At 68.4% G+C, this 25,354-nt stretch carries 17 protein-coding genes; 12 read left to right on the top strand and 5 right to left on the bottom strand.

Annotated features, from left to right (window positions below; genetic code table 11):
- Positions 1-363: 363 nt before the first annotated feature.
- On the bottom strand, positions 364-1,473 hold the full coding sequence (locus tag ACSC1Q_RS41640; protein WP_436764268.1) for an RICIN domain-containing protein: 1,110 nt from the start codon (positions 1,471-1,473) through the stop codon (positions 364-366).
- Between the two features lie 1,435 nt (positions 1,474-2,908).
- Here ACSC1Q_RS41640 and ACSC1Q_RS41635 point away from each other — a divergent pair.
- The 5 genes from ACSC1Q_RS41635 (at position 2,909) to ACSC1Q_RS41615 (ending at position 10,861) form a co-directional block, all read left to right on the top strand.
- Positions 2,909-3,913, top strand: coding sequence for a LacI family DNA-binding transcriptional regulator (locus ACSC1Q_RS41635; RefSeq protein ID WP_436764267.1), 1,005 nt, complete (start codon positions 2,909-2,911; stop codon positions 3,911-3,913).
- A gap of 477 nt (positions 3,914-4,390) precedes the next feature.
- Entirely contained in the window at positions 4,391-7,108 is a 2,718-nt protein-coding gene (locus ACSC1Q_RS41630; RefSeq protein ID WP_436764266.1) for a lectin, read from the top strand.
- Positions 7,109-7,907: 799 nt separating this feature from the next.
- Entirely contained in the window at positions 7,908-8,516 is a 609-nt protein-coding gene (locus tag ACSC1Q_RS41625) for a TetR/AcrR family transcriptional regulator (RefSeq protein ID WP_436764265.1), read from the top strand.
- Positions 8,517-8,605: 89 nt separating this feature from the next.
- Positions 8,606-9,826 carry a cytochrome P450 gene (locus ACSC1Q_RS41620; RefSeq protein WP_436764264.1) on the top strand — a complete coding sequence of 407 codons (1,221 nt, stop codon included), beginning with the start codon at positions 8,606-8,608 and terminating at the stop codon, positions 9,824-9,826.
- A gap of 240 nt (positions 9,827-10,066) precedes the next feature.
- Positions 10,067-10,861: an IclR family transcriptional regulator gene (locus tag ACSC1Q_RS41615; protein ID WP_436764263.1), complete on the top strand. Its 795-nt coding sequence runs from the start codon at positions 10,067-10,069 to the stop codon at positions 10,859-10,861.
- A gap of 409 nt (positions 10,862-11,270) precedes the next feature.
- On the opposite strand, the gene ACSC1Q_RS41610 is transcribed toward ACSC1Q_RS41615, so the two are convergent.
- Positions 11,271-11,846 carry a VOC family protein gene (locus ACSC1Q_RS41610; protein WP_436764262.1) on the bottom strand — a complete coding sequence of 192 codons (576 nt, stop codon included), beginning with the start codon at positions 11,844-11,846 and terminating at the stop codon, positions 11,271-11,273.
- Between the two features lie 394 nt (positions 11,847-12,240).
- A complete protein-coding gene (locus tag ACSC1Q_RS41605) occupies positions 12,241-12,720 on the bottom strand; it encodes an Lrp/AsnC family transcriptional regulator (RefSeq protein ID WP_436764261.1) in 480 nt (159 codons plus the stop codon).
- A 289-nt stretch (positions 12,721-13,009) separates the two neighbouring features.
- Here ACSC1Q_RS41605 and ACSC1Q_RS41600 point away from each other — a divergent pair, with 289 nt between their 5' ends.
- Positions 13,010-15,343 (top strand): thiamine pyrophosphate-binding protein, encoded by a 2,334-nt coding sequence (locus ACSC1Q_RS41600; protein WP_436764260.1) that lies wholly within the window; start codon positions 13,010-13,012, stop codon positions 15,341-15,343.
- Positions 15,344-15,583: 240 nt separating this feature from the next.
- Here the strand turns inward: ACSC1Q_RS41600 and ACSC1Q_RS41595 are convergent, their stop codons facing one another.
- A complete protein-coding gene (locus ACSC1Q_RS41595; protein ID WP_436764259.1) occupies positions 15,584-16,258 on the bottom strand; it encodes a GntR family transcriptional regulator in 675 nt (224 codons plus the stop codon).
- Positions 16,259-16,693: 435 nt separating this feature from the next.
- On the opposite strand from ACSC1Q_RS41595, the gene ACSC1Q_RS41590 reads away from it, so the two are divergent.
- From ACSC1Q_RS41590 to ACSC1Q_RS41580, 3 genes are all read left to right on the top strand, one after another.
- A complete protein-coding gene (locus ACSC1Q_RS41590; RefSeq protein ID WP_436764258.1) occupies positions 16,694-17,071 on the top strand; it encodes a hypothetical protein in 378 nt (125 codons plus the stop codon).
- 115 nt (positions 17,072-17,186) lie between these two features.
- Positions 17,187-17,753 (top strand): VOC family protein, encoded by a 567-nt coding sequence (locus ACSC1Q_RS41585; RefSeq protein WP_436764257.1) that lies wholly within the window; start codon positions 17,187-17,189, stop codon positions 17,751-17,753.
- Positions 17,754-18,121: 368 nt separating this feature from the next.
- The gene (locus tag ACSC1Q_RS41580) at positions 18,122-18,967 is read left to right on the top strand and encodes a fumarylacetoacetate hydrolase family protein (RefSeq protein WP_436764256.1); all 846 of its coding nucleotides are present in this window, start codon (positions 18,122-18,124) and stop codon (positions 18,965-18,967) included.
- A 167-nt stretch (positions 18,968-19,134) separates the two neighbouring features.
- Here ACSC1Q_RS41580 and ACSC1Q_RS41575 read toward each other — a convergent pair whose 3' ends face one another.
- Entirely contained in the window at positions 19,135-20,019 is an 885-nt protein-coding gene (locus ACSC1Q_RS41575; RefSeq protein ID WP_436764255.1) for an alpha/beta fold hydrolase, read from the bottom strand.
- A 101-nt stretch (positions 20,020-20,120) separates the two neighbouring features.
- Here ACSC1Q_RS41575 and ACSC1Q_RS41570 point away from each other — a divergent pair, with 101 nt between their 5' ends.
- From ACSC1Q_RS41570 to ACSC1Q_RS41560, 3 genes are all read left to right on the top strand, one after another.
- Positions 20,121-21,716: an FAD-dependent monooxygenase gene (locus ACSC1Q_RS41570; protein ID WP_436764254.1), complete on the top strand. Its 1,596-nt coding sequence runs from the start codon at positions 20,121-20,123 to the stop codon at positions 21,714-21,716.
- A 346-nt stretch (positions 21,717-22,062) separates the two neighbouring features.
- Positions 22,063-23,262, top strand: coding sequence for an amidohydrolase family protein (locus tag ACSC1Q_RS41565; protein ID WP_436764253.1), 1,200 nt, complete (start codon positions 22,063-22,065; stop codon positions 23,260-23,262).
- 132 nt (positions 23,263-23,394) lie between these two features.
- A complete protein-coding gene (locus ACSC1Q_RS41560) occupies positions 23,395-24,843 on the top strand; it encodes an aldehyde dehydrogenase family protein (RefSeq protein ID WP_436764252.1) in 1,449 nt (482 codons plus the stop codon).
- Positions 24,844-25,354 lie beyond the last annotated feature (511 nt).

Below are 25,354 nucleotides of genomic sequence, written 5' to 3'. Positions count from 1 at the left end.
ATCGATCGAGGGGGATATTCGCACAGTTCCTCCAGGTTGAGCTCATCGAGGGGGTTGCAAAGCAAGGCGGGACGATCGTCGGCATCGCCGGCCGCCGATGGCGACGCCGACCGGGTGGGGAGCGTCATCCTGGCTCGTTTTCGCCGGGAAAGTCAGCGGGAACCGTCCATGGTTCCCGCCTGTCGCGTGACCTCTCGCGGGTGCGGGACCGCACCCGCGGGAGCGTTTCGCGGCGGTGCTGAGTGGGTCGGGGCGCCGGCCGGCGAATCGGCCGTGGCGGGGCCCGGGGCCGATCCGGCTAACGGGTTCCCGGGATGTTCAGTCGCTGTGGAGGCGTCCGCGCGGACGCCTCCACAGCGGGAGTCATCGTACGGACCAGCGCTGCGCCCCGGTGTTGTTGCACTCCCACAGCTGGACCAGGGTCCCGTTCGCGGTTCCGTTGGCGTTCACGTCGAGGCACTTGCCCGACCCGGCGCCCACGACGGTGCCGTTCGTGGTGAAGGTGAACCTCTGCGCCGGGCCGCCGTTGCAGTCCCAGATCTGCACCTTCGTGCCGTTGGCCGTGCCGTTGGCGTTCACGTCGAGGCAGCGGTCGCCGTAGACGCGCAGCTCACCGGCGGCGGTGCGGGTCCAGCGCTGGTTGCTCTGGCCGTTGCAGTCCCAGATGTGGACCTGCGTGCCGGGGGTGGTGTTGATCCCGAAGACGTCCAGGCAGCGGTTGGACTGCGGGTTGGACAGCGAGACGGCGGTGCCGACCGGCGGGATCGTCACCGAGGTGAGGCTGCCGGGCACCGACTGCAGCGCGGAGAACCAGCGTGCCGCCATCTTGTCGTAGCCGCCCGCGTTCGGGTGCAGGCCGTCGGCGAGGTCGGCGGTGGTGAAGCCCGAGTGCATGTCGACCAGGTGGGTCATCGGGCCCTTCTGCGCGACGATGCCGGGCAGGGCCGCGTTGAAGGTCCGGATCCGCGCCTCCAGCGAGGGGTCACCCGCCGGGACGATCTGTGCGACGAAGAGTTCGACCACCGGCGCGTTGGCCCGGATCTTGTCGATGAGCGCGGACAACCGGCCCGGCGCGCCCGCGACGTCGTAGTTCTGACCCATGTCGTTGGTGCCGATGTGCAGCAGGATGGTGCGGGGGGCGGAGTTGCGCAGCCAGCCGACGATGTTCGCGTCGAGGTCGTGGATCCGCCACCCCGAGTGGCCCTCGTGGTCGTGGTCGCCGAGAGAGGCCGGCCCGTTGAACCCGGACCCGACGAAGTCGACCGTGTACTGCCCCGAGACCATCCGCTGCCACAGACCGACGCGGTAGCCGCCGGATACGTTGAACCCGTCGGTGATGGAGTCGCCGAGCGGCATGACCCGCACGCCGCCGTTCGACTCCGCCTGAGCTGGCGCGGCCGTCGCCACCGTCAATCCGGTAGCGAGGACGAACCCGAGCATGGCGGCCCAGAACCGCCTGAATTTCCATCGCATAGCCGATCCTTTCGTCCGCATCGTCCCAGGGCGGGACCCCGGCAGGCCGTCATGGCCGTGAAAGGGGTCCGCCGCGGCAGGGGCGGGTGCGTTATTCAGGGGGGTGGAAAGGTTTGTTACCGGCCGATGCCACCGGTGCCGCCCGGATCAGGGCCGGGTGCCGCCGGCCACGCACTGTCCCGAACCTTCGGAACACCTTCTGGACACCGGAGCGACAGGCATGCCGCTCACTGGTACCCACCGCCGACTGTGCCCGGCCCTTCGACGGCGAGGGCGAATCGCGGTCGAAGCTCGTCGGCCGATCGAAGGACGACGATGTCCTGGCTTGGCTGTCTCCCGGCGTGGCGGGCTCGGCGACCATCACTGGGGCCGCAGTCGTGGTCGGTACGGTGAGTCCTAGGAGGATGACGCACAGCGTGAGCGGAAGATGCCATCGTTTTCATCGTTACGGCTCCAGGATCGGACAGACGTACTGTCACCGGACCGACGGGACATCGAATGCCGTAAGCAAAGAGGAAATTGCCAACGTTTGTCAACGTTGTCTTGATGATTGTTAGAAACGGCGACCGCTCCTGCGGCGGTGACCGAAGGCAGGCCGAAAGCGCGGATCAGGCTATGTGACCAGGCATTTTACAGCCGATCTTCCGGGTGACCGCACGTCCGAGCGAGTGGCCCGCTGGTCGCGGGACCGCTTCGGGAGGCGCGGCGAACCATGTCCTTGCCCACGAAAGCCGACGAAAGTAGACATCGAGCATTATTTCTCGCGAGAAACTTTTATGAGAATAAAGCAGACAAAAGTGACAGAAAGGTGGCAATTTCCCTGAGCGTTGACGTGATAACGATCGCTGACTAGCCTCAGAGAGCGCTCTCTCGACCTGCCGTCACCGGATTCCCGCAAGCCCCTCACTTCCGAGGTCCTCACGGGAGCATCGAGATCCATTTTCGTCCTGTCGTCGTTCCCATCGGGACAACGATGTCCGCACATACGGCAGAGGCACGTTAAGACGTAACCGCCCGACAAGAGGTCCGCGACAGGTACTGCATCACGTGGGACCCGGCGCCGGGCGCCCGGGACAGAGTGCCCGCTCCCCCGTTCCGCCGCACCACGCTTGAACAGCGCCAATGCGATGGCTGGGACAATCGCTCGAATCCGCAGGTGCCTGCCGGGGCTCCGCCCGCCCGGCGGCCCGACCAGAACCGGCAACCTCTGTCGGCGTCAAGCAACTCCCCCTCATCCTCACCCCCGCACCGGGATCGGCCGGCAGTGATCGCCCTGGCTTCAAGCGACCCGGCGGCCCGCTCTTGCCGGCCTTGTATGAACCGACGCTTACTTTCGCCGCAGAGCATTACATTTAGCCAGGATATCGTTATCACCCCCGTCGCAGCAGACGACGCGGACCGTGGACGAGCACGCACCCTCGGCAGGAGGACTTCGGTGGGCAGGGACAAGTCGCGAAGGCCCACGGTCTCCGATGTGGCGGCCACGGCCGGCGTCAGCACGAAAACGGTCTCCCGGGTCATCAACAATGTGCCGACGGTGCGGCCCGAGCTGGTCGAGCAGGTGCTCGCCGCGATCAGCGAGCTCGGGTTCCGGCGCAACGACATGGCCAGTTCGCTGCGCTCCGGCCGGCGGACCGCGACGATCGGGCTGATCATCGAGGATCTGGCCAATCCCTTCTACTCGGTGATCGCGGCGGCGGTGGCCAAAGTGGCGCGCTCCCACAACACCCACTTGATCACGGTCAGCTCGGAGGAGGATCCCCAGCTGGAACAACGCCAGTTCCTCGAGTTGTGCCAGCGTCGGGTGGACGGGCTGATCATCGTGCCCGCCGGATCGGACCATTCCTATACCCGGTCCGAGATGGACATGGGCATGCGGGTGGTCTTTTTGGACCGGCCGCCGTCCGGCATCCTGGCCGACAGTGTGGTGATCGACAACGCGCAGGGGGCCCGGGCCGGCATCGAGGACCTGCTGGCGGCCGGGCACCGCCGGATCGGTGTCATCACCGACTCCTCGGCCATCTACACCGCGCGCGAACGCCTGGCCGGAGTGCGTATGACACTCACCGAAGCGGGCATTCCCTATGACGAGTCCCTGGTCCGGGTTGGGGTGAGGCATCCCGAGGAAGCCGTCCGCGTGGTCGCGAACATGCTCGACGGCGCCGACCCGCCCACCGCGTTCTTCACCGGCAACAACCGGATCACGGTCGGCGCCATCCGCGAACTCTGCCGCCGCGGCCACGACGCCACACTGGTGGGCTTCGACGACTTCAAGCTGTCCACGCTCATGCCACGCCCGCTGACCTTAATCGCCTACGACGTCCAAGAGCTCGGCCGCATCGCCGCCCTCCGGCTCTTCGACAGGATAGGTGGGGACGACTCATGGCCCTCGGAGACCGTGATCGGCACCAAGCTCATCCGCCGCGGTTGGAGAGGCTGAAGACCTGACCGGAGGTCGGACGACGGGCGGGCCATCGGTGGGGGCGCGCGCTGGGCCGTCCGCCGGAGAAGGATGCGGCGAATGCCTGCTGACCTGCGCCCCCTTCGTGGAAATTTGGAGCCGGAGTCCACCAGCGACGGGCCTCGCTCGCACAATGAGGCCACGGCGATCCAGCCCACCGGAAGAGACTGGCCGGTGCCGCGCATCACACCCAAGATAGGCAGTCGCTGGACATCGTTGTCAAGATCACCGCGAGAGCCATGACACGTCCGTGATCTCGGCCGAATCGTTCACGCACTCTTAGCACTACCGCGATCAGTTCATGAGCTGCAACGAAGAAGAAATTTTGACGAAAGTTGTTGACAGCGGCAAACCTCCAGCCGATTATCCGATCAGCTTCTCATTGAAGACAACGATGTCCCCCCTCCGGTGAATGATCGATTCCCGGCATCGTTGTCACCCCGCAGGAGGCACACAGTGCGTGCCCTACTCGTGCTCGCCCTCATCCTGAGCGCCCTTGTCGTACCGGCCCCCGCCACCGCCGCGCAGGTCGCGATCAGCGACCCCGCCCAGTACGTCAACACGTTCGTCGGCACCAGACCCGGCGGCCCGGACTTCGGGCACGGCGGCGGCGCCGGCAACACCTTCCCCGGCGCCGACGCGCCCTTCGGCATGCTGCAGTGGAGCCCGGACACGGTGACCTACCAGCATGGCGGATACCACTACGACGACAACCGGATCAGAGGATTCAGCCTGACCCACCTGTCCGGTCCGGGGTGCGGCGACTTCGGCAACATCCCCTTCATGCCGACCCTCGGCGCATCCCCGGTCAGCCACTCGACCTTCAGCCACGCAGGCGAGTCCGCGTCGCCCGGCTACTATTCGGTGACGTTCGACAACGGCCTGCGGACCGAGCTCACCACGACGGCCCGGTCCGGGATGGGCAGATTCACCTATCCGGCGGGGCAGCGGGCCTCGCTCTCGGTGGACGTCGCGAAGGCGTTCAACGCGGCCAGCGGATCGCTCACCATCGGCACTGACACTATCTCCGGATACACCGACAGCGGCGGCTTCTGCGGTGCCGGAAACCGCTACCGGCTGTACTTCCACGCCGCGTTCGACCGCCCCTTCGCCACCTCGGGAGTGGCCGGGGCGGACGGCAAGGTCGACGAGACCAAGCAGACGATCACCGGTGAGAGTGCCGGGGTGGCCCCTCCCGCGCCGAAGACCGCGAAACAGCAGGGGAAGGTACCCGCCGCCGCTCCCACCACCAAGAGCGCGGATGCCCAGGCGCTCGCCGCGTCGGCCTTTGTCTCCTTCGACACCGCTACCCAGCGGACGGTCACGGTCCGGGTCGGCATCTCGTTCGTCAGCCTGGACGGCGCCAAGGCCAACCTCGCCGCCGAGCAGGGGGCGCGAGGATTCGACGAGATCAGGGCCGGCACCAGGGCGGCATGGAACGACCTGCTCGGCCGCATATCGGTGACCGGCGGGACCGACACCCAGCGGCGCACCCTGTACACCTCGCTCTACCACTCGCTGCTGCACCCCAACGTGTTCAGTGACACCGATGGCCGCTACATCGGCTTCGACAGGCAGATCCGCACCGTACCGGCGGGCCGCGCGCAGTACGCCAACTACTCCGGCTGGGACGTCTACCGCTCCCAGATCGCGCTGATAGCGCTGATCGCGCCGAAGGAGGCGGCCGACATCGCGCAGTCGGCGATCAACCAAGGAGCCCACGCCGGCTACTTCGACCGCTGGACCGTCGCCAACGGCGGCACCGGGGTGATGAACGGCGACCCGCTGGCGATCATCATCTCGACCGCGCACGCCTTCGGGGCGACCGGTTTCGACAGCGCCGACGGGCTGCGCCGCCTCGTCGCCGGCACCAAGGACGTGCGCCAGCGGCCGGGCTGGCTGCAGTACGACACCTACGGCTACGTGCCGACCGGGCTTGGTGACGTCTGGGGCTCGGCCTCGACCACGCTGGAGTACACCAGCGCGGACTTCGCCATCTCGCGCCTCGCTGCCAGGATCGGCGACACCGCGACCGCCGAGACGTTCCTGCGGCGGGCACAGAACTGGCGCAACCTCTTCAACTCCGGCAGCAGATACCTGCAGCCCCGCAACACCGACACCACCTTCCCCGCGTTCAACCCGCTCCAGCACAACGAGTACGTCGAGGGCAACGCCGCGCAGTACACCTGGATGGTGCCCTACAACCACCGCGGCCTGTTCGACGCGATGGGGGGCAACGCCGCCGTCCTGTCCAGGCTGGACACCTTCTTCACCGAACTGAACGGCGGGCCGGACAAGCCCTACGCCTACCTCGGCAACGAGCCGACCCTGAACACCCCGTGGGCGTACACCTACGCCGGCGCCCCGCACAAGACCCAGGACGTAGTGCGCCGCGCGCTGACGACGATCTTCAAGCCGACACCGGACGGGCTGGTCGGCAACGACGACCTCGGCCAGATGTCGTCATGGGCGGTCTGGGCCGCGCTGGGCATGTACCCGCAGGCGCCCGGCAAGGCCGACCTGGTGCTCGCCAGCCCGCAGTTCCCCGAGACCACCATCAGCAGAGGCAACGGCAAGACCATCACCATCACCGCGCCCAATGCCTCCGACAGCGCCAAATACGTGCAGAGCCTGCGGGTCAACGGGCAGGCCTCGACCCGGCCGTGGCTGCCGGAGTCGTTTGTCGCCGCCGGCGGCACGCTCGACTTCACCCTCGGCACGGCGGCGAACACCGGATGGGGCAGCGCGCCGGCTGACGCGCCGCCGTCCTACGACGTCGGTCCGACACCGCCGAGATCCGGGGCGGTCTCGGGGCTGTCGGCGAAGTGTCTCGACGCCGATCCGGCCACCGGCGCCAACGGCGCCCTGGTCCGGCTGTGGGACTGCAACGGATCGCCCGCGCAGCAGTGGATCCTCGCCTCCGACGGTTCGGTCCGCGCGCTGGGCCGCTGCCTCGACGTCTCACAAAGCGCCCGGGCGAACGGGTCGAAGGTCCAGTTGTGGGACTGCAACGGCACCGGAGCCCAGCAGTGGTGGCCGAGGCCCGGCGGGACACTCGTGAACCCGCCGTCCGGCCGCTGCCTCGACGTACCCGGCGCCAACCCCGCCAACGGAATCCAACTGCAGATCTACGACTGCAACTCCTCGGCCGCCCAGGTGTGGCGCCTGCCGTAACCGGGGTGGCCCGGCCCCTCACAGTGGCGGGCCTGGCCACCAGGCCGCGGAGGTGTTCACCACCTCGGCCCGCTCCGATCAGATGTTCACCGCCCTGGCCCGCTCCGATCAGCGGGCCAGGGCGGTACTTCGTCTGCGAAGACCACTGCTGGACGGCCGCCGCGAGCCGACACCGAGTGATCGCGGCTCTCCTCCGCGGTCGCGTTCCCCGGCTCCGTGACAAGGTCCCCACCTCGCCGAAACCGGCGGATCGGTTCTCCATCGCGTCGCGCTCGAACCGTCGTGGGCCCAGCTGGGACCGGGGTTCGTCCCGCACCCGACACGCATGGAACTCATGGACTTTCCGAGGCCGCATTTCCAGACGAGGATGACCGTCCGGCGACTCGCGATACACAGACGTTTATCCGCACAGATCTTGACGACGCGTGGTGCGGAATGGATGGATGTCCCATGTGACAACGTTGTCAGTTTCGGGGGAAACTCAACGGCTTCTCAGCCCCGATCCGCAACCACCTCGACACCGCGATGATCGGCCCATGAAGACCCCGGAGCCCCGGCTCGGCGAACCGCGAACCAGGCATCACCGGTGACCAGGCGGGCTACTGAGTAGGTGCCTAACGGCGTAGCAGAGTCATGCCAAGAGCGACCTGGGCCGGTGCGGATTCCGGTCGCTCTTCGAGCAGGATCATTGCCAGGGACGCCTGGTCGAGTCCGGGTGAAGAGCCCGTCAGGCGATTGATCGAGCCGGGAGGTGTGCGTCGCGGTAGAGGGCGTCAAGCGTGTCGGCGAGACTATGGCCATGTCTAACTCGTCGGCATCTGCTCCTGATCTGCGTGCTGATGCGCGCCGCAACCACGAACGCATCCTGGATGCGGCACGCGTGGTGATCGATCAGGTCGGCCTCGACTTCGGGCTCGCCGACGTCGCCGCTCACGCCGGGGTCGGGTTGTCGACTGTCTATCGGCGATTCGCCGGTAGACAGGAGCTGATCAGTGCGGTGTTCGACCGGTTCATCGCCGAAGAAATCGAGCCTCTCGTCGCCGTCTCGACACAACACCCAGACCCCTGGCAAGGCCTGGTCGGCGGCTTGGAGTCCGTGATCATCACGGCGGCGGCCAACGCGACGCTTCTGCAGGTGGTTCGAGATACCGAACTGGTCACCAAGGCCGTGACGGAGTCCTTTCTCCAGCCGTTGGGGCGGGCTCTGCAACGGGCACAGGCGGCCGGAGTCGCGCGTTCGGATCTCGACTCGGCCGATCTGCCGTCGCTCATCGCAATGGTCGTGGCGACCATGGTGGCGGTCCCCACGCCGCAGGGCGAACAGCCGATGAGCTGGCGACGCTATCTCGCTTTGCTGCTCGACGGCTGTCGCGTGGAGTCGTCCAGCCGGCCGCTGCCCCCGGCCTGAACTAGATCACTTCCTCCCCTAACTGACAATCCATTCCCACTTATGCGTATAGTGCGGGAGGGCATCACCACGCGACCCCAGGAGCTGTCATGACTGCCGACACCATGGATCTTCCGCGTCTGCCGTTCGATCGCCCCGGTGTGCTCGACGTCGGCCCGGTATGGGCAGACCTGCGAGCCCGCCACCCGATCACCCGCGTGCTGACCCCGGCCGGGGATCCGGCCTGGCTCGTCACCGGTTACGTCGAGGCCAGAGCGTTGTTCGGCGATCCGCGACTGGGCCGCTCGCACCGGGAGCCGGAGAAGGCATCCCGTATCTCCAGTTCGGGCTTCAACGGCGGGCCGACCGGCGACTTCGCCGCCGAGCCCGCTTTCAACGCCCGTTTGCGTCGGGTACTGGTGCCGTCGTTCTCGGCACGCCGGATGCGGACGCTCGAAGGTCACGTGCAGTCCCTGACCGACACGTTGCTCAACGACATGATCGCCGCCGGTGGCGGCGGCGCGGTCGTCGACCTGCACGAACACCTCTCCCTACCACTGCCCATCTACGTGATCTGCCGACTGCTCGGCGTGCCCTACGCCGACCGCGACCATTTCAAGGACCTCTCCGAACGCTCCGCCACGATGACCGGCGACGACCCGATGACCGCCATCGGCGAGCTGCTCGACTACGCCGGAGAACTTGCGGCGGTCAAGCGCCGCGAACCTGGCGAGGACGTCATCACCGACCTCGTACAGGCTCAACACGAAGATCCCACGTTCTCCGACGCCGAACTCGCCATGATCGTCGCTGGTGTCCTGTTCGCCGGCCATGAGACCACGGTCAACCGGATCAGCATCGGCGCGCTGCTGTTGCTGGAAAACCCCGGCGTGATCCCGACCCTGATCGAGCACCCGGCCAGCCGGGTTCCGATCATTGAGGAGATCCTGCGCCTGGCCACCCCCGAAGGCTTCGGCCTGGCCCGCTACGCGCGTGAGGACATCACGATCGGCGAGGGCCCGCGCGAAGTCACCATCACCGCCGGTGACGCCGTCATTCTCTCCACCTTCGCCGGCAACCGCGACGAGCAGGCCTTCCCTGACCCCGAGGTCTTTGACCCCGGCCGCCCGGCCCCCACGCCCCATCTCAGTTTCGGACACGGAGCCCACTACTGCATCGGTGCGAGCCTCGCCCGCGTGGAGCTCCGCATCGCCCTGACAAACCTGTTCGCCCGGCTGCCCGACCTCAGACTCGCCGTCCCCGCCGACGAGCTGCGGCTGCACACCGAGCGGCTCACCGGCGGGTTGTACGACCTGCCGGTCACCTGGTGACCTGCCCGGTCCGCCACACGCGAGCTGAAACGGCGGCCACGGGAGATGACGAGCCCTGCGCGGATCCACATGGACGAGACACGCTGCATCAGCGCCGAGCCAACTCCACATCCGCTGTTGTCGATGGCCGGGTTTCGTTTGGACATGTGACCACCGGGAACCTCCTGCGTCGATGCGAACCGCACCGTACATCTCTCATTGGTGAACAAAAAGCATAATTCAGAACGCTATATTTGAGCCATGTCCAGCGACGCGCGACAAGGCATCCAGTCCGTTGAGGTTGCGATGGAGGTCCTCACAGCCCTTGAAGAGGCACGGCGGCCCGTCTCTCTCTCGACCCTCGCCAAGCTGGCCGATCTGCAGCCGAGCAAGGTGCACCGCTACCTCGTCAGCCTCGTACGAGCGGGGCTGGCCGCGCAGGAGAAGGGTTCCGGGCTCTACACCCTCGGCAGCGCGGTCCGGCGTCTCGGTATCGAGGCGCTCAGACGAGTGGACGAGGCCAGCATCGCCTCACAGCACGCGGTCGAGCTGCGTGACCGCACGCAGCACACGGTGAGTCTGTCGACCTGGAGCGACGCCGGACCGACACTGATCCGATGGGACTACGGCGCCTATCCCCTCCCGATCGCGGTGCGCGTGGGATCGGTCCTCCCCCTGGCCGACTCGTCCGTCGGAAGGGTCTGCCTCGCACACCTCCCTCAGGCGATCACCATGCCCGTTCTGAAAGGCCAGCAGCGACGCGGTGAGACACGCACCTACACGGACTCGGAGCTGGCCGAACTCACCGACGACGTTCGCAGAACAGGGGTTTCCGTAACCACCGGCGCCATCATCCCCGGCTTGGCCGTCATCGCGTCCCCGGTGTTCGGGCCGGGGAACGGGCTCGCCCTCGTGCTGGGCATGGCGCTGCCGAGCCGCGAACTCACGGCGAGTCTCACCCGACGGCTCAGCGACGACATCGTCAAGACCAGCACGATCGTCACCCGTGACCTCGGCGGGCAGGTGCGGCACCAGACCGCCGCGGACCCGCCCTGAGCCGCCCGGCAGCGGCCAGGCATAGGCCGGGCTGATCTTCCTGTACGCAGGAAGTCGTCCACGCCGAGCTCCCCACTCCCATGTCATCACCGAAGTCCGCGCCGCCACGTTGACCGGCCACGACGGCGGTCGTCGGGTCTGGGTACACCGCGAGGCCCTGGTGCGGCGCCTCACCGCTTTGGGCCTGCCCCGCTCAGCCCCTCCGAACTCCCTCGGCGGCTCTCCGCGCGGCCATGGGCGGGAACGCTCATAAAGCGCCCGTCCGATCGGTCTTCCCAGCGGCGAACTGGCCGGCCCTTTCCCCTCGCGACCGGCCGGCGGGTGACCTGGCGGTCCCGCTGCCGCCGATCCCGTTCGGCACCGTCAGACGGGCCGACGCCCACCTTCGCCGCGCACGGCGCTTCCTCGATCAATCGCCTCCGCCCATGAGCACGGGCATCGGGTCGGGCAGGTCGGCCTTGAGCGCCCAGGCACGGTCGGAGAGCTCCTCCGCCGTGGCACCGTCGTGTCGAGCCTTGAGAAGTGCCTCCGGATCGAAGGAGGGACCGACGGAGTCGGCCGCGTACTCCGGTCCCTTCATGTACGCCGTGGCGTCGCCCGGCTCCTCGAACCGGTCGATCTGCATCTCGACCATGTTCCCGTCGGGATCGCGGCAGTACATCGAGGTGGTGACGCCGTGCGCGATGCAGACCGCCGGCAGGATCGGCTGATCACGTAGCAGGACGTACCTGGCGAGCAGGTCGTCGATGGGCTCGAACGTGTAGGCGACGTGATGCATCGCGGCCGTGTCAGGCGTCCTTCGCTTGAGCGGGACGGCCGGGTGGATCAGGGCGACTCGGTGGTGCTCCTCGTCGAACGTGATGAACGAAAGGGCGTCGTCCTGGTAGACGACGTGACCGTCAAGGACGGCGCAGTACCAGTCGCGCATCTCCCGCGGCTGGGACGTCTGAAAAACGACGTGCGCGAACTTCGGGCTCGCGGGCATGGCAGATCTCCCTGGACTCTTCCGTCGGATTCGCGCAGGCGGCATCGACGTCACTCTTGGCGTTTTCAGGAGCCTGTGATGCGCACCACCGTAGCGGTGATATGTGATAACAAGAACCCCTCTAATGAGTTCTTTTACGGAGCGAGGTTTCCGGCCCGTTGTGACGTCGTGCTGACAGGCCGGTGGCACGTCGAACGTCCCACGCCGGGTCCGGCATCGCTTTTCGTGCGGCTCAGGCGTAAGCGGGCGCGAGCAGTCGGGTAAGAGCCCGAAAGAGACGGCGGCCTCGTCGTTGACGCCGATCGAGGACTCCTCGACGCGTCGCGTTGTGCCGTACGGGAGCGTCATCGAGGCTGTGCTCGCAGGCCGCGACCGGCGGCCGGCAGGGATCCGGTCACTGCGGTGTCCCGGGTCGTTCCGCGGCGGCCCGCCGCAGGAGCGGGGTGATGCGGTATTCGACCATCTCGCGCATGACGAGAGCGGTGCTGGTGCGCTCCACACCGGGGTTGTCGAGGATCTGGCCCGCGATCCGGTACAGATCTTCGGCGTCGGTGGCCACCACGTGGACCAGCAGGTCGCTCTCGCCGGTCAGGCCGTGCACCTGGAGGACTTCGGGAATGGCGGCGAGCGCGGCGGCGACCTCGTTGAGTCGCCGCTGGACGACGCGGGTGGTCACGAAGGCGGTCAGGGGGTAGCCGAGCGCGGCCGGGTCGATGCGGCGCTCGAAGGAGCCCACGGCGTTGGTGCGGTCCAGTGCGGTCAGGCGTGCCTGGACCGTGTTGCGACTGAGGCCGGCCTGGTTGGCGAGCGCGACGGTGGTGGCCCGGGGATGCTCGGTGAGGGCGAGCAGGAGCCTGGCATCGGTGGAGTTCATCCGCGCGGAATGAGGCACGATGCGCACCTTTCCGATGAGTGGAGGGGGAAAATTGGGCATCCTGCACTGATATCGCACAGGTTCTTGCGCACATTCTGCCCAGATGGTGTGCTCAACTGCAACGACTGCTCGCCAGGTGATCTGCCGGGGGCCGCGATCCGGCCCTTCCTCACTGGCACGTCGTCCGCAGCGTTTTCCATTCGTGCCGTGCTCGGCGCGCTTTTCCCTGTCGCTTCCCGAGCGATCGGCTCGCCCCGATGAGCGCAGGTCGCGAGGAGGTCCGTCCCGTATGACCACTGCCCCAGCCCGAGCCGCCGCGTTCCGCGCTCTCGACGACGGCTCCTTCGACGTTCTTCGCGAGATCGAGAACCGTGTGCTGTGGCTGTCCAGCGCCATCGTGCACCACGCCAACCGGGTGCGTCCCAATCCCGTCGGGCTCAAGGTGGGAGGCCACCAGGCCTCGTCCGCCTCGATGGTGTCGATCATGACGACGTTGTGGTTCCGTCATCTGCGGCCCGAGGACCGGGTGTCGGTCAAGCCCCACGCCTCGCCGGTCCTGCACGCCATCAACTACCTCCAGGGAAACCTCGACGCCCGGTTCCTGCCGACCCTGCGCGCGTTCGGCGGACTGCAGAGCTATCCGAGCCGCTCGAAGGACCCGGACCCGGTCGACTACTCCACCGGCTCCGTCGGCATCGGAGCCACCGCCACCATCTGGGGAGCGATCGCCCGCCGCTACGCCTCCCAGGACGCCGGTACCGCGGCGGGGCGGCAGTACGCGCTGGTCGGCGACGCCGAGCTGGACGAGGGCGCGGTGTGGGAGGCCGTGCTGGACCCGCAGGTCGCCGAGCTCGGTGAGCTGGTGTGGATCGTCGACCTCAATCGGCAGTCCCTGGACCGAGTCGTGCCCGACATCGCCGCGGACCGTTTGCAGGGCATGTTCGCCTCGGCCGGCTGGCAGGTGCTCACCCTCAAGTACGGGACGCTGTTGGAGGAGCTGTTCACCCGCCCCGGTGGCGCGCAGCTGCGCCGGCGCATCGACGCGATGCCCAACCCCGAGTACCAGCGGCTCCTGCGCTGTTCCGCCGGCGAACTGCGCGAACGCCTGCCCGGCGCCGGCGCCGACGCCGGGCCGATCGCCGCGCTCGTGGCACAACTGGACGACACGACTCTGGTGCGGGCGTTGTGCAACCTGGGCGGGCACGACCTGGCCGCCCTCGACGACGCGCTCGCCTCCGTCGACGACCACCGGCCCACCGTGATCTTCGCCTACACCGTCAAGGGCTACGGCCTGCCCACCCAGGGTCACCCGCAGAACCATTCCTCGCTGCTGACCGAGATCCAGATCCACGAACTGGCCACCCGGATCGGCGCCGATCCGGCCCGTCCCTGGGACGCCTTCCCCGTCGGCTCGGCGGCCGGTCGCCTGTGCGCCGACGCCGCGGCGCGGCGGCGCCGGGACCCGGTCGAAGCCACGCCCCCTCCGACGGTGCCCACCGACATCGGCCGCACTCCCACCGGCATCGCCACCACCCAGGCCGCCCTCGGCCGGGTCCTGCTCGACCTGACCCGCGCCGCCCCGGAGGCGGCCCGCCGCATCGTCACCGTCAGCCCCGACGTCAGCTCAAGCACCAACCTCGGCGGCTGGGTCAACAAGGTCGGGGTCTGGGCCCCCACCGAGCGCGTCAACTGGTTCCACGACGACGCCGAAACCCTGCTGCACTGGCGCGAGAAGCCCACCGGCCAGCACATCGAACTCGGCATCGCCGAGACCAACCTCGTCGGGTTGCTCGGCGAGCTCGGCGCGACCTGGAGCCGCTGGGGAACGCCGCTGCTGCCCATCGGCGTGCTCTACGACCCCTTCGTCCAGCGTGCCCTGGAACCCTGGTCCTTCGGCATCTACGCCGGCGGCCAGTCCATCCTCGTCGGCACCCCCTCCGGGGTCACCCTCGCCCCCGAAGGCGGCGCCCACCAGTCCATCACCACCCCCTCCCTCGGCATCGAACAACCCGGCTGCACGACCTGGGAACCGGCATTCGTCCTCGACACCGAATGGACCCTGCTCACCGCGATGGCCCGCCTGGGCAGGCCGGACGGCGGCTCCGCCTACCTGCGGCTGTCCACCCGGCCCGTCGACCAGTCCCTGGCCTCGGTGCCCGCCGACCCGGCCGCCCGCGAGCGCCGCCGCCGCCAGGTCGTCGCCGGCGCCTACCCGCTGCGCCGCGCCGAGCACCCCCAGGTCACCATCGCCGCCATGGGCGCCCTGGTCACCGAGGCCCTGGCAGCGGCCGACCGCCTCCAGCAGCAGGGCATCGCGGCGGACGTCGTCTGCATCACCAGTCCCGGTCTGCTCTTCCAGGCCATCAGCGCTCGCTCCGGCCACGGCCACGCCGACACCTGGATCCTCGACCAGGCCTTCCCCGCCTCTCGCGCCACCCCGTTGGTCACCGTCCTGGACGGCCACCCGCACACCCTGGCCTTTCTCGGAGGCATCCAACGGGTTCCCCTGCGCACGCTGGGCGTGACCGACTTCGGCCAGTCCGGCTCGCTGGAGGACGTCTATCGCCATCACGGCGTCGACACCGACAGCATCGTCCGCGCCGCCCTCGACCTGACGGAGTGACTCCCCTTCGGACAGCCCGAGCGGATCCGCGACGTCCGCTCGTTGGAGACATCGGTCGGTGAGGATGCCGCCCGCTTCCTCTGCGCGCTCAAGACCCGTCTAAAGGAGGCCGAGTTCCACGGTGAACGGCCGTGTGCGACGCGATCCGGCCGGTGCCGCGGTACGTTCATCGATAACACGGCTGTCACCTGATGCCCGGCCAGCCCTTTCCTCCCGTGGCCCGATGACCACTTGGCGGCATCACAAGGACGACGTACCGAGATGCCCTGGCGCTTGCGCGGTGTCGGAGGCGAGAGCGCCGAGGGCGATCTGCTCGTTGCGGGCGAGGTGGCGCTCGATGGCCGTGGCGGCGGTGTCGGGGTCTCGCGTACGAAACGCGGCGACCAGGTCTGTGTGCGCCTGGCCGCGGCGGCGGTGCTCGGCCGGGTCGGGATCGAGGTGCCCGAAACCGATACGGATGTAGCGTTCGGCGGCGTGCCAGAGCGTGGTGAGGATGCGGATGTCCCAAGCGGTCGCGGCGGGGGCCAGGAGCGCGAAGTGAAAAGCATGATGATTTTCGTAGATGTCGGCCATGCCGTGGGCCTCGTCCCCGAAGCCGGCCGCCTCCGCTTCGAGCGCGTCGAGAGCCTCGTCGGTCAGCTCGGTACAGGACTGTCTGGCGAGGTTGGGCTCGATGGCGCGACGTAGCCGGTAGATGCCGTGCAGATCGGCGAGGTCGAGGGGCATGATCTTGACGCTGCGGCCCGGCCTGTTGTGGACCAGCCCTTCGCTTTCGAGGATACGCAGCGCTTCGCGGACGGGGATGAAGCTGACCTCCAACAGTCCGGCCAGCTCGCGTAGTGAGTATTCCTGACCGGGTGTGAGCGCACCCGAAAGGATGGAGCGCCGCAGCTCATCGGTGACCTGCTCCACCACCGACCGCGACGCGATCGGCCGGACGGCCGCTCGAGATGACACCACGTGAACGCCCCGCTCTGCCGACGCTTGAGGAATATCAAGTATAGCGACTATCTTCTTCAAAACCCTTCTGATATATGTGATAACACCCGCGAGGAAGGGGGTCGGCGGCGGGCACGCTCGCGCACCGCCACATCGAACCGTTGAGCCGATCCCTGGAGACATCGGCCGCACCCGAGGGTGCCCCTCACCCCTGAAGGCGGCGCCCACCGATCGTTTTTCACCCCCCTCGGCCTGCCTGGAACAGCCCGGCCGCATCACCTGCGAACCCACCTTCGCCGTCGACGGCCTCGTCGCGGCCGCACTCGATCTGCGTTGAACCGAAAGAAGGATGCCGTGGACGTCAATGGATGCCTGATATGCACATTGGAGGACGCAGGTGAGGACACCCGCGTGTTCCAGGACCCCCTCTGGGCTGCGGAGATCGTTCCCGGATACGACGTGCCCGGCTGGTTCATCCTGCGGGCGCGACGGCACGCCGAGCGCCTGACCGGACTCGACGATGCCGAGCTGGCCACCTTCGCGAGCCGCGCGAGGGACCTGACGGCAGCGGTCACCGAGGTGACCGGCGCTCCCGCCACCTACCTGATGGTGTTCGGCGAGAACCATCCGCATTTCCATGCCCTGATCGCGGCTCGCGGCGAGGATGTTCCGGCCGCGATGCGCGGTGGGGACATCCTCAAGCTTCGCCGGTCCCACACCGACCCGGTCGCGGCGGCTCTCCTGCTTCCCGCGGTCAGGCGCGCCTACGAGCAGCATGCCCTCATCTGACCCTGCTGCTTTTCCCGGATACTCCCATTCTTGCTGTTATCAAATATAGCTATTACCGTGTGTGTAGGTCATGTCAAGATCGGCCGGTGCTGCCCGGCCGCCCAGGAGGTTACCGATGGCCACTCCGAAGTTCGCCCACGTCGTCCTTCAGACCAGTCAGCCCGCCGCCTTGCGGGACTGGTACTGCACTGTGCTCGACGGGCACGTCGTATACGAGGATGCGGCGCTGACTTTCATCACCTTCGATGAGGAGCACCACCGGATCGCGCTGCTCAACCCGCCCATCCCGTTGGAGCGCAAGACTCCCACCACGGCCTGCATGCACCATGTCGCCTACACCTTCGACGACATCGACGACCTGCTGGACCGCTACGTCCTGCTCCGCGACAAGGGCGTCACCCCCGCCGTATGCATCGCCCATGGCGTGACGACGTCGATGTATTACCAGGACCCCGACGGCAACTTCGTCGAGATGCAGATCGACAACTTCGCCGAACCCGACCAGGCCACCGACTACATGCGCGGGCAGGAGTACGCAGGCGACTCCGTCGGCCCGGCGTTCGACCCCGAGCAGATGCTGCGGGCACGCAGGGCGGGGGCGTCCGCGGAGGAACTCACCGCGCGCTCCTGGTCGTTGCAGGCCGACCTGCCCAACCCGATGGGCGTCCTGCTCGGCGGCTGAACCGGACGCTACCAGCCGCCCGGCGCGTCACCCGCTGATCCCTCCGCAAGCGAGGACAGGCAGGGCGTGCCGTTTCAAGCCGTTCACAGCGCCGCCCTCCACCACGGACTCGCGCCGCTGGGCGGGCCGGACCCAGCGAGGCCGCCGTTCTGCGGACCGGCGCTTTCGTCTCGCTGACCGCGAAGCCGTCAAGCTCGGGGCGAGAGCCGCTCCGGTCCTGATCGACGGCGTCGTCATCTGGAGGATCGTGCGCGTGTGGTGTGGCGGCGTCGAGGATCTCCCGGAGGACGGCAGGGCTGTCTCGCACAGATGGGCCTGTTGCCGAGTCCGCCGAACGTCTTCCCCTATCTGCTAAAGGAGTGTTCTCCATGCGTATTGCCAATGTGTCGGGACGGCTCGTCCTGATCGACGCTCAGGACCGTGCGATCGACGTGGAACGAGCGAGCGAAGGCCGTTTCCCCTCCTCACCGCAGGCGGTGTATGAGCAGTGGGCACGATTTCGCACGTGGGCGGAGAACGCCGACCTTCCAACCGGCGAGCCGTTCGACCTCAAGGATCTGGGAGCGCCCGCCCCGGCCCCTCGCCAGATTCTGGCGGTCGGCCTCAACTACCGAGACCATGCGGGAGAGTCCGGCTTCGCCGTGCCGGAAGGGCTGCCACCGCTCTTCACGAAGTTCGCCAGTAGCATCTCCGGGCCGGTGTCAGAGGTCCGGCTCCCCGAGGGCGGTCACGTCGACTGGGAGGTCGAGCTGGTGGCGGTCATCGGCGCCGAGGCGCGCGACGTCGACGAGAGCGAGGCGTGGGCGCACGTGGCCGGGCTCTCGGCCGGCCAGGACATCTCCGAGCGCATCACCCAGATGCACGGGCCCGTACCGCAGTTCAGCCTCGGCAAGTCCTTCCCCGGCTTCGCCCCGATCGGGCCGTGGCTGGTGACGCCGGACGAGTTCGCCGACCCCGACGACCTGGAGCTGAGCTGCTCGATCAACGGCGAGGAGGTGCAGAAGAGCCGCACCGGCAACCTGATCTTCTCCATCCCCTCCCTCGTCGCCCGGCTGTCGGCGATCATGCCGCTCCTGCCCGGTGACGTGCTGTTCACCGGCACCCCCGCCGGCGTCGGCCTGGGCCGCGACCCGCAGCGCTGGCTGGCCCCCGGCGACGAGCTCGTCAGCCGGATCGAGGGCATCGGCGAACTTCGGCAGACGTTCGTCGCCTGACGGCCACGTCGGCGCCGGAAAACGAGCTGCGAACAAGGTGAAGGGCGATGTCTAACCGCTCCCCGGCGTGATCGGCGGCTACGTCCGTGCTGCGAGGACGGCCGACGCCTCCGCGGCCTGGCGGGGCGTCCGGCCGTGGCGAGACCCCTCGCCACGGCCGGATCCGCTCAGACGGACGTGATCCGCCGGGTCGTACAGCAGGTGTAGGCGAAGGCGAGCTGCTGAAGATGGAGCGCCGCGCCCAGGAGGTGGTGGTCGAGCGAGTGCCCGACCCCTGCGGCGATCTCGGCCGTGGCTCCGGCCCCGCCGGCGAAGCGCTCCACGAAGTCGGCCAGTGCGGCGGGCGAGGTGTCCCACAGCGCGTCGTGTTCGGCCAGCACGTTGTGGACCGGTACCTCCACCTGCGAGGCGACCTTCGACAGACGCTCCCTCGCCCACAGCGGAGCACGAACTAGCTCGATCATGGGCGTCGGCGCGTAGGAGGTGTGGGCCGCCTCCCGGGCCGCCTCGGTGTAGCTGCCCTCGGGGCCGAACATGACCGCGTCCCGTTCGGGCACGGGCAGGTCGATGACTCCGTCGGCGGGGATGGCGGCGAGTTGCTCCGACGCGCCGCCCGGCGGGATCCGCGCGCCCATCCCCGTCACCGTCACGCCGTCCAGCGGCCACAAGGGCCGGCGGGCCGCGATCTCCAGGCAGATCATCCCGCCGATCGAGTGGCCGACGAGCACCACGCTGCGAGCGTGCAGGTCGGCGACCCTGCGGGCGATGACCGCGTCGAGGATCTCGGCCTGCCGATGGAAACGGTTCTCCTCCTCCGCCAGTGATCCGCTGCCCCCGTAGCCGGGCCGGTCGATCGTCAGAAGCGGGAAGCCGCCACGACTCGCGATGTCGACGAAGGAACCCAAGGGGCCCCCGGAAATCCCGAAGTACGCACTGGTGTAGGTCCCACCATGAAGGCCGACCAGAAGAGGGACCCCTTCGGCCTCGAAAGCCGGGGGATGGTAGCTGGTCGCCACAGGAATGTCGTCGACGACGACAAGACGTTCTTCCATGGAAATCTCCTGATTTCGCGGATCCGGGGGGTACTGGCACGCCGCATCTACCTGCTATAACCTAGCAGATATATGTGATAACAGGCAGAAATCGAGGTGTCATGTCCACAGCTCAGGACGTACCGGAGCGTGTTCCGGTGCTGGTCGCGGGCGGCGGACCGGTCGGGCTCGCCGTCGCGATGGAATTGGAACATCACGATGTGCCGTGCGTCGTCGTCGAGGCCAGAAAAGAGGTGTCCTGGCTGCGTCCCCGCGCGAAGACGACCTCTGTCCGGACGATGGAACACTTTCGCCGCTGGGGTCTGGCCGAAGCGCTGCGTGAACGCGCGCCACTGCCGGTGAGCTGGTCCGACGAGGTGGTCTTCTGCACCGGCCTGGCGGGCCGGGAGATCACCCGGTTCACCGGGTGCCTCGGGCTCGATCTCACGGGGTCCCATCTGGTAGCCGAGGCGGGGCAGCAAATACCGCAGCCCATTGTGGAGGACCTGCTGCGGCAGGCCGTCGGGCCACGGCTCGTCACCGGCAGGCGGGTGGTCGCCGTCGAACCGGCCTCCGGCGGGGTCCTGGTCGAGATCGCCGACCAGCAGGGAGGGATCAAACGCGTCCACGCGGATTACGTGGTCGGCTGCGAGGGCGGCCGCAGCGTGGTCCGCAGCGCTCTGGGCGGCCGCTACGAGGGGGTGGACACCGGCCGCCCCAACCTCAGCATCGTCTTTCGCGCCCCGGAGCTGGCCGCCCGGGTCCACTTCGGGCCCGCGGTGCACTACTGGGTGCTCAACCCACGGCATCCCGGGCTCGTCGGCCGCTTCGACCTCGAAGACACCTGGTGGTGCATCGCGCAAGGCGTCGATGCCATGACCACATCGTTCAGCCCCGAGCAGCTTGTGCACAACGTCATCGGCACCGACGTCCCCGTGGAGATCCTGGCCACCGACGCCTGGCGGGCGCGCATGCTCCTGGCCGACCGCTATGGCGATCGGCGCATGTTCATCGCGGGAGACGCCGCTCACCAGAATCCGCCGTGGGGAGGCCACGGCTTCAACACCGGCATCGGCGACGCGGTCAACATCGGCTGGAAGCTGGCGGCCGTCGTCAACGGCTGGGCGCCTTCGGCCCTCCTTTCCAGTTACGAGATCGAACGCCGGCCGGTGGCGGCGCGGACCATCGAAGAGGCCGCAAGAAATATGGGCACGCTGGCGCCCGAGTTGGCCGACCCGCGTCTCATCGGCTCCGACGAACAGTTCGAGCTCGCCCGTCCCACCGTGGCGGCCGCCGTACAGGCGACCAAGGACAGGGAGTTCCACAGTCTTCCGCTCACCTTGGGCTACAACTACTCGGGATCTCCGATCGTCGCCGGTGATGGCGAGGAGCGGCAGGACGAGCGGGAGTACCGGCCGACCGCCGCACCGGGGCATCGGCTGCCGCACCGCTGGCTGTCGCCCGGCGACTCGCTCTACGACCGTCTCGGCCGGGAGTTCACCCTGCTCGGCGACATGTCGTCCCCGGCGGCCGAACCGCTCGTCAAGGCCGCCGGTGCGGACGGGGTGCCCTTGGATGTCCTGGATCTCCGCGGCCCCGGGTGGACCGAGGTGTTCGGCGCCGCTCTAGTGCTCGTGCGACCCGACCAGCACGTCGCCTGGCGCGGAGATGACGTGGTGGATCCGGCCGCCACCATCCGTAAGGCCGTCGGCTTCTGAGGGGTGGAAATCGAACCGACACGCATAGGAAACAGGGGGTTGATGTTATCAAATATCACTGATAATTTCAGCGTGTCGTATCGACCCTCGCCCTCGCGAGGGAACGCCTCGACCGAATTCGCCATGGCCGACGCCCATCGCCGCTTCGGGGAATGTCCGCCGGTTTTAGAGGATCAAACTCTCTACCGGTGCCGCCGTCGCGGAATTCGCGAAGCCTCGTCGATTCCCGTACCGCTTCCCCCTTGGTCGATCGCTGTCACGAAGGGAAGACATCTCTTTTTCGCTTCAGGGCTCGACCGGAGCAAAAGATCGTCAAACGCCTCATGTCCACCCCCAGAAAGGCAGGATGACGATGTGTACCACCGAATGGAACAGGCGTGAGTTTCTCCGGACCGCGGCGGTGGCCGGAACCGCCGTCGCGGGTACGCAGGCGCTCGCGGCGCCCGGCGCCGCCCACGCCGAGCGGCGAACCGCCGCGGGGTCGGGCGAGAAGGTCGCTCTGACCAACGCCCGGGTGTTCGACGGCGGTGCGCTGGGCGCCCCGCGCACCGTCGTCATCGACAACGGCCTGATCGGGGTCAGCGCCTTCGGCGCACGGACGATCGACTGCCGGGGGGCGATCCTGCTACCAGGTCTGATCGACGCCCACATCCACATCGAGGACGTGAACACCCTGGAGCGGCTGGCCGGCTACGGCGTGACGACCGGCCTGGACATGGCCTGTTTCCCGCCCTCGCTGTTCAACTCGCTGCGCCGCCGCCCCGGCCTGACCGACATCCGCAGCGCGGGAACCCCCGCCGTCGCGCCCGGGAGCCGGCAGAGCCAGATCCCGACCTTCCCGCCGTCCGGGATCGTGGCCGGGCCCGAGCAGGCGTTGCAGTTCGTGACCACCCGGATCTCCGAGGGCTCGGACTACATCAAGCTCATCGTGGACGTCCCCGGCCTGGACCGGGCCACGCTCAACGCCCTGACCAAGGCGGCGCACGCCTTCAGAAAGCTCGTCATGGCCCACGCCACCTCGGTCGCCACCGTCGAGGAAGCCCTGCTCGCGGGCGTCGACATGATCCACCATGTTCCGATGGACACCGCCCTGACCTCCGCGACCGCGGCACGGTACGCCTCGGGCGGCCAGGTGGCGGTCCCCACCCTGACCATGATGGAGGGCTTCGCCGGACTCGGCATTCCGGGACTGAGCTACGCGGCCGCCGAGGGCAGCGTCGCCGCGCTGCGCCAGGCCGGCGCCCGGATCCTCGCCGGGACGGACTCCAACCACACGCCAGGCATCCCCGTACAGCCGGCGTTCGGCCTCAGCATGCACCACGAACTGGAGTTGCTGGTCCAGGCGGGGCTCACCACCGTCGAGGCTCTGAGGGCCGCGACCAGCCTGCCGGCCCAGTCCTTCGGACTGCGGGACCGCGGTGTCATCCGCCCCGGATACCGGGCCGACCTGCTTCTCGTCGACGGCGACCCGATCGCCGACATCCGCGCGACCCGGAACATCCGGCGCGTGTGGATCGGCGGCGCCGAGTATCCCCCAGCGGCCTGACCGGATCCCCGTCGAAAACCGGCCGGCCTCCCTGCCCGGCTCTGGCAGGGAGCCGGCGTCGCGCGCCGCAACCTCCCGCGCGCACATTTCCGCACGAAGTCCTCCAGCGAACCCGAACGGAGCACCAACGTCATGACCGAACACCCCACAGTCCGGCACTGGATCGACGGCGAGTGGATCAGCTCGCCGCAGGAGCGCGACAGCGTCAACCCGGCGACCGGCGAGACGATCGGCACCTACTGCGACGGTGACGCCGAGACCGCCGACGCCGCGATCGGCGCCGCGACGCGCTGCTTCGCCGAAAGCGGGTGGCGTCACGACGCCATGGGGCGCGCGGCAGCCCTCAGCCACCTCGCCGACGCCTTCGAGGCACGACTCGGGGACCTGATCACCAGTCTCGGCCGGGAGAACGGCAAGCTCAGTCACGAGGCCGGCTACGAGGTGCACTTCATCGTCCGGGCGCTGCGGTTCGCCTCCGGACTCGCGCTGCTGAACCAGGGCCGCGTCGCCGACACCAAACCGGGCGTGCAGTCACTGTCACTGCGCCAGCCGGTGGGGGTGGCGGGGATCATCGTGCCGTGGAACTCCCCCGCCTACCTGAGCATCCGGGCGATCGCGCCCGCCCTGGCCGCGGGGTGCACGGTCGCGGTCAAGATGCCGGCGCAGGCGGCGCAGACCGGCGCGATCGTCGCCGAGATCTTCGCGAGCGTCGAGGACCTCCCCCAGGGTGCGGTGAACGTCTTCACCGAATCGGGTGACGCCGGCGCGCGGCGGCTGGTGGAGTCCTCCCTCGTCCCGGTGATCAGCTTCACCGGCAGCACCCACACCGGCAGGCTGATCGCGCGCGCGGCGGCCGACGGCCTGAAGCGGGTCAGCCTGGAGCTGGGCGGCAAGACCCCTCACCTGGTGTTCGACGACGCGGACCTGGCGGCCGTCGTCCCGACGATCGTGGCCTCCACCACGGTGTTCGCCGGCCAGTTCTGCATGACCGGCAGCCGGGTTCTGGTGCAACGGTCCATCGCCGACGAGCTCGTCGAGGCGGTGGCCAAGCGGCTGGAGAGCGTGCGTCCGGGACCCGCCGCCGACCCCGACAGCGAGATCGGCCCGATGATCGACCGGGCCGCGGTCGCGCGGGTCGACGCCGCGGTGCAGGAGGCGATCGCCGCGGGAGCCCGGCCGATCGTGCGGGGCGGGCCGTCGACGCTCCCGCATCTGGCGGGCGGCGCCTTCTACCACCCGACCCTGCTGGAGGTGCCGGACGCATCCCTGCCGATCGTCCAGGCCGAGACGTTCGGTCCGGTACAGACGGTGCAGCGGTTCGACACCGAGGAGGAGGCGATCGCCCTCGCCAACGCCACCGACTACGGGCTCAGCGCCTGCGTGTGGAGCCGTGACAGCGACCGTCCGATGCGGGTCGCCCGAGCCCTGGACGCGGGCCTGATCTCGATCAACAGCTGGGCCAACCTGGCGGTGGAGTTCGAGGAGGGCGGATTCAAGGCCAGCGGGCTCGGCAGGCTCGGCGGCCTGGCCAGTCTGGACGACTTCCTGGAGTACAAGCAGATCAGCCAGGCCTACGCGTGACTCCAGCCGCGGCGGGCGGGCACAGGCACGGTCTTGGGCTTGCACCCGCCCGCCGAGGTTGCGGATAACGAGCCCGCTGGTTTCGAGCAGATCGTCACCGAACCGCCGTGTGAGCTCCCAACTGGGCAGCGCCAGGCCCAGGACGAGTACGAGCCGTTGCCCGGGCCGAATACCGGCGCGACGATGACGCCGGTCTGGAGATGATCGCACCGGCGGTGACAGAGATCCGGGTCCTGCGGACATCCTCCACGATCTCGGCCGGTTCTTCGCCTGTGTGGCCGCGCGCCTCCCGGCGCCGCGCCTGGGCTCGTAGGACAGGATTGGCGATCGCCTGGAGAAGATGGGCGTTACAGACCCGGCCGACCGGGGGTGACCGGCGGCAGGACCGCTCCCGCGCGCACCGTGATCGGAAGCGGGCAGGCGCCGTAGTCCTGTCGGATCAGGGTGAGCCCGGCATCGCTTCACATCGACGGGGACGACGGGGACACGGTGTGCTGTGTCCGATCGCGCA

Origin of the sequence: Streptosporangium heterodermiicola, assembly GCF_051390675.1 — a bacterium.
GTDB lineage: Bacteria > Actinomycetota > Actinomycetes > Streptosporangiales > Streptosporangiaceae > Streptosporangium.
The sequence above is the reverse complement of the archived record's forward strand: the minus strand, read 5'-3'. Positions and strand labels throughout refer to the sequence as shown.

What these genes read in the sequence shown, in the direction of transcription:
- ACSC1Q_RS41560 (WP_436764252.1), top strand. Translation starts at nt 23,395, where the DNA reads ATGACCGAACACCCCACAGTCCGGCACTGGATCGACGGCGAGTGGATC.
- ACSC1Q_RS41610 (WP_436764262.1), bottom strand. Translation starts at nt 11,846, where the DNA reads ATGCCCGCGAGCCCGAAGTTCGCGCACGTCGTTTTTCAGACGTCCCAG.
- ACSC1Q_RS41620 (WP_436764264.1), top strand. Translation starts at nt 8,606, where the DNA reads ATGACTGCCGACACCATGGATCTTCCGCGTCTGCCGTTCGATCGCCCC.
- ACSC1Q_RS41585 (WP_436764257.1), top strand. Translation starts at nt 17,187, where the DNA reads ATGGCCACTCCGAAGTTCGCCCACGTCGTCCTTCAGACCAGTCAGCCC.
- ACSC1Q_RS41615 (WP_436764263.1), top strand. Translation starts at nt 10,067, where the DNA reads ATGTCCAGCGACGCGCGACAAGGCATCCAGTCCGTTGAGGTTGCGATG.
- ACSC1Q_RS41570 (WP_436764254.1), top strand. Translation starts at nt 20,121, where the DNA reads ATGTCCACAGCTCAGGACGTACCGGAGCGTGTTCCGGTGCTGGTCGCG.
- ACSC1Q_RS41605 (WP_436764261.1), bottom strand. Translation starts at nt 12,720, where the DNA reads ATGAACTCCACCGATGCCAGGCTCCTGCTCGCCCTCACCGAGCATCCC.
- ACSC1Q_RS41625 (WP_436764265.1), top strand. Translation starts at nt 7,908, where the DNA reads ATGTCTAACTCGTCGGCATCTGCTCCTGATCTGCGTGCTGATGCGCGC.
- ACSC1Q_RS41640 (WP_436764268.1), bottom strand. Translation starts at nt 1,473, where the DNA reads ATGCGATGGAAATTCAGGCGGTTCTGGGCCGCCATGCTCGGGTTCGTC.
- ACSC1Q_RS41600 (WP_436764260.1), top strand. Translation starts at nt 13,010, where the DNA reads ATGACCACTGCCCCAGCCCGAGCCGCCGCGTTCCGCGCTCTCGACGAC.
- ACSC1Q_RS41580 (WP_436764256.1), top strand. Translation starts at nt 18,122, where the DNA reads ATGCGTATTGCCAATGTGTCGGGACGGCTCGTCCTGATCGACGCTCAG.
- ACSC1Q_RS41575 (WP_436764255.1), bottom strand. Translation starts at nt 20,019, where the DNA reads ATGGAAGAACGTCTTGTCGTCGTCGACGACATTCCTGTGGCGACCAGC.
- ACSC1Q_RS41565 (WP_436764253.1), top strand. Translation starts at nt 22,063, where the DNA reads ATGACGATGTGTACCACCGAATGGAACAGGCGTGAGTTTCTCCGGACC.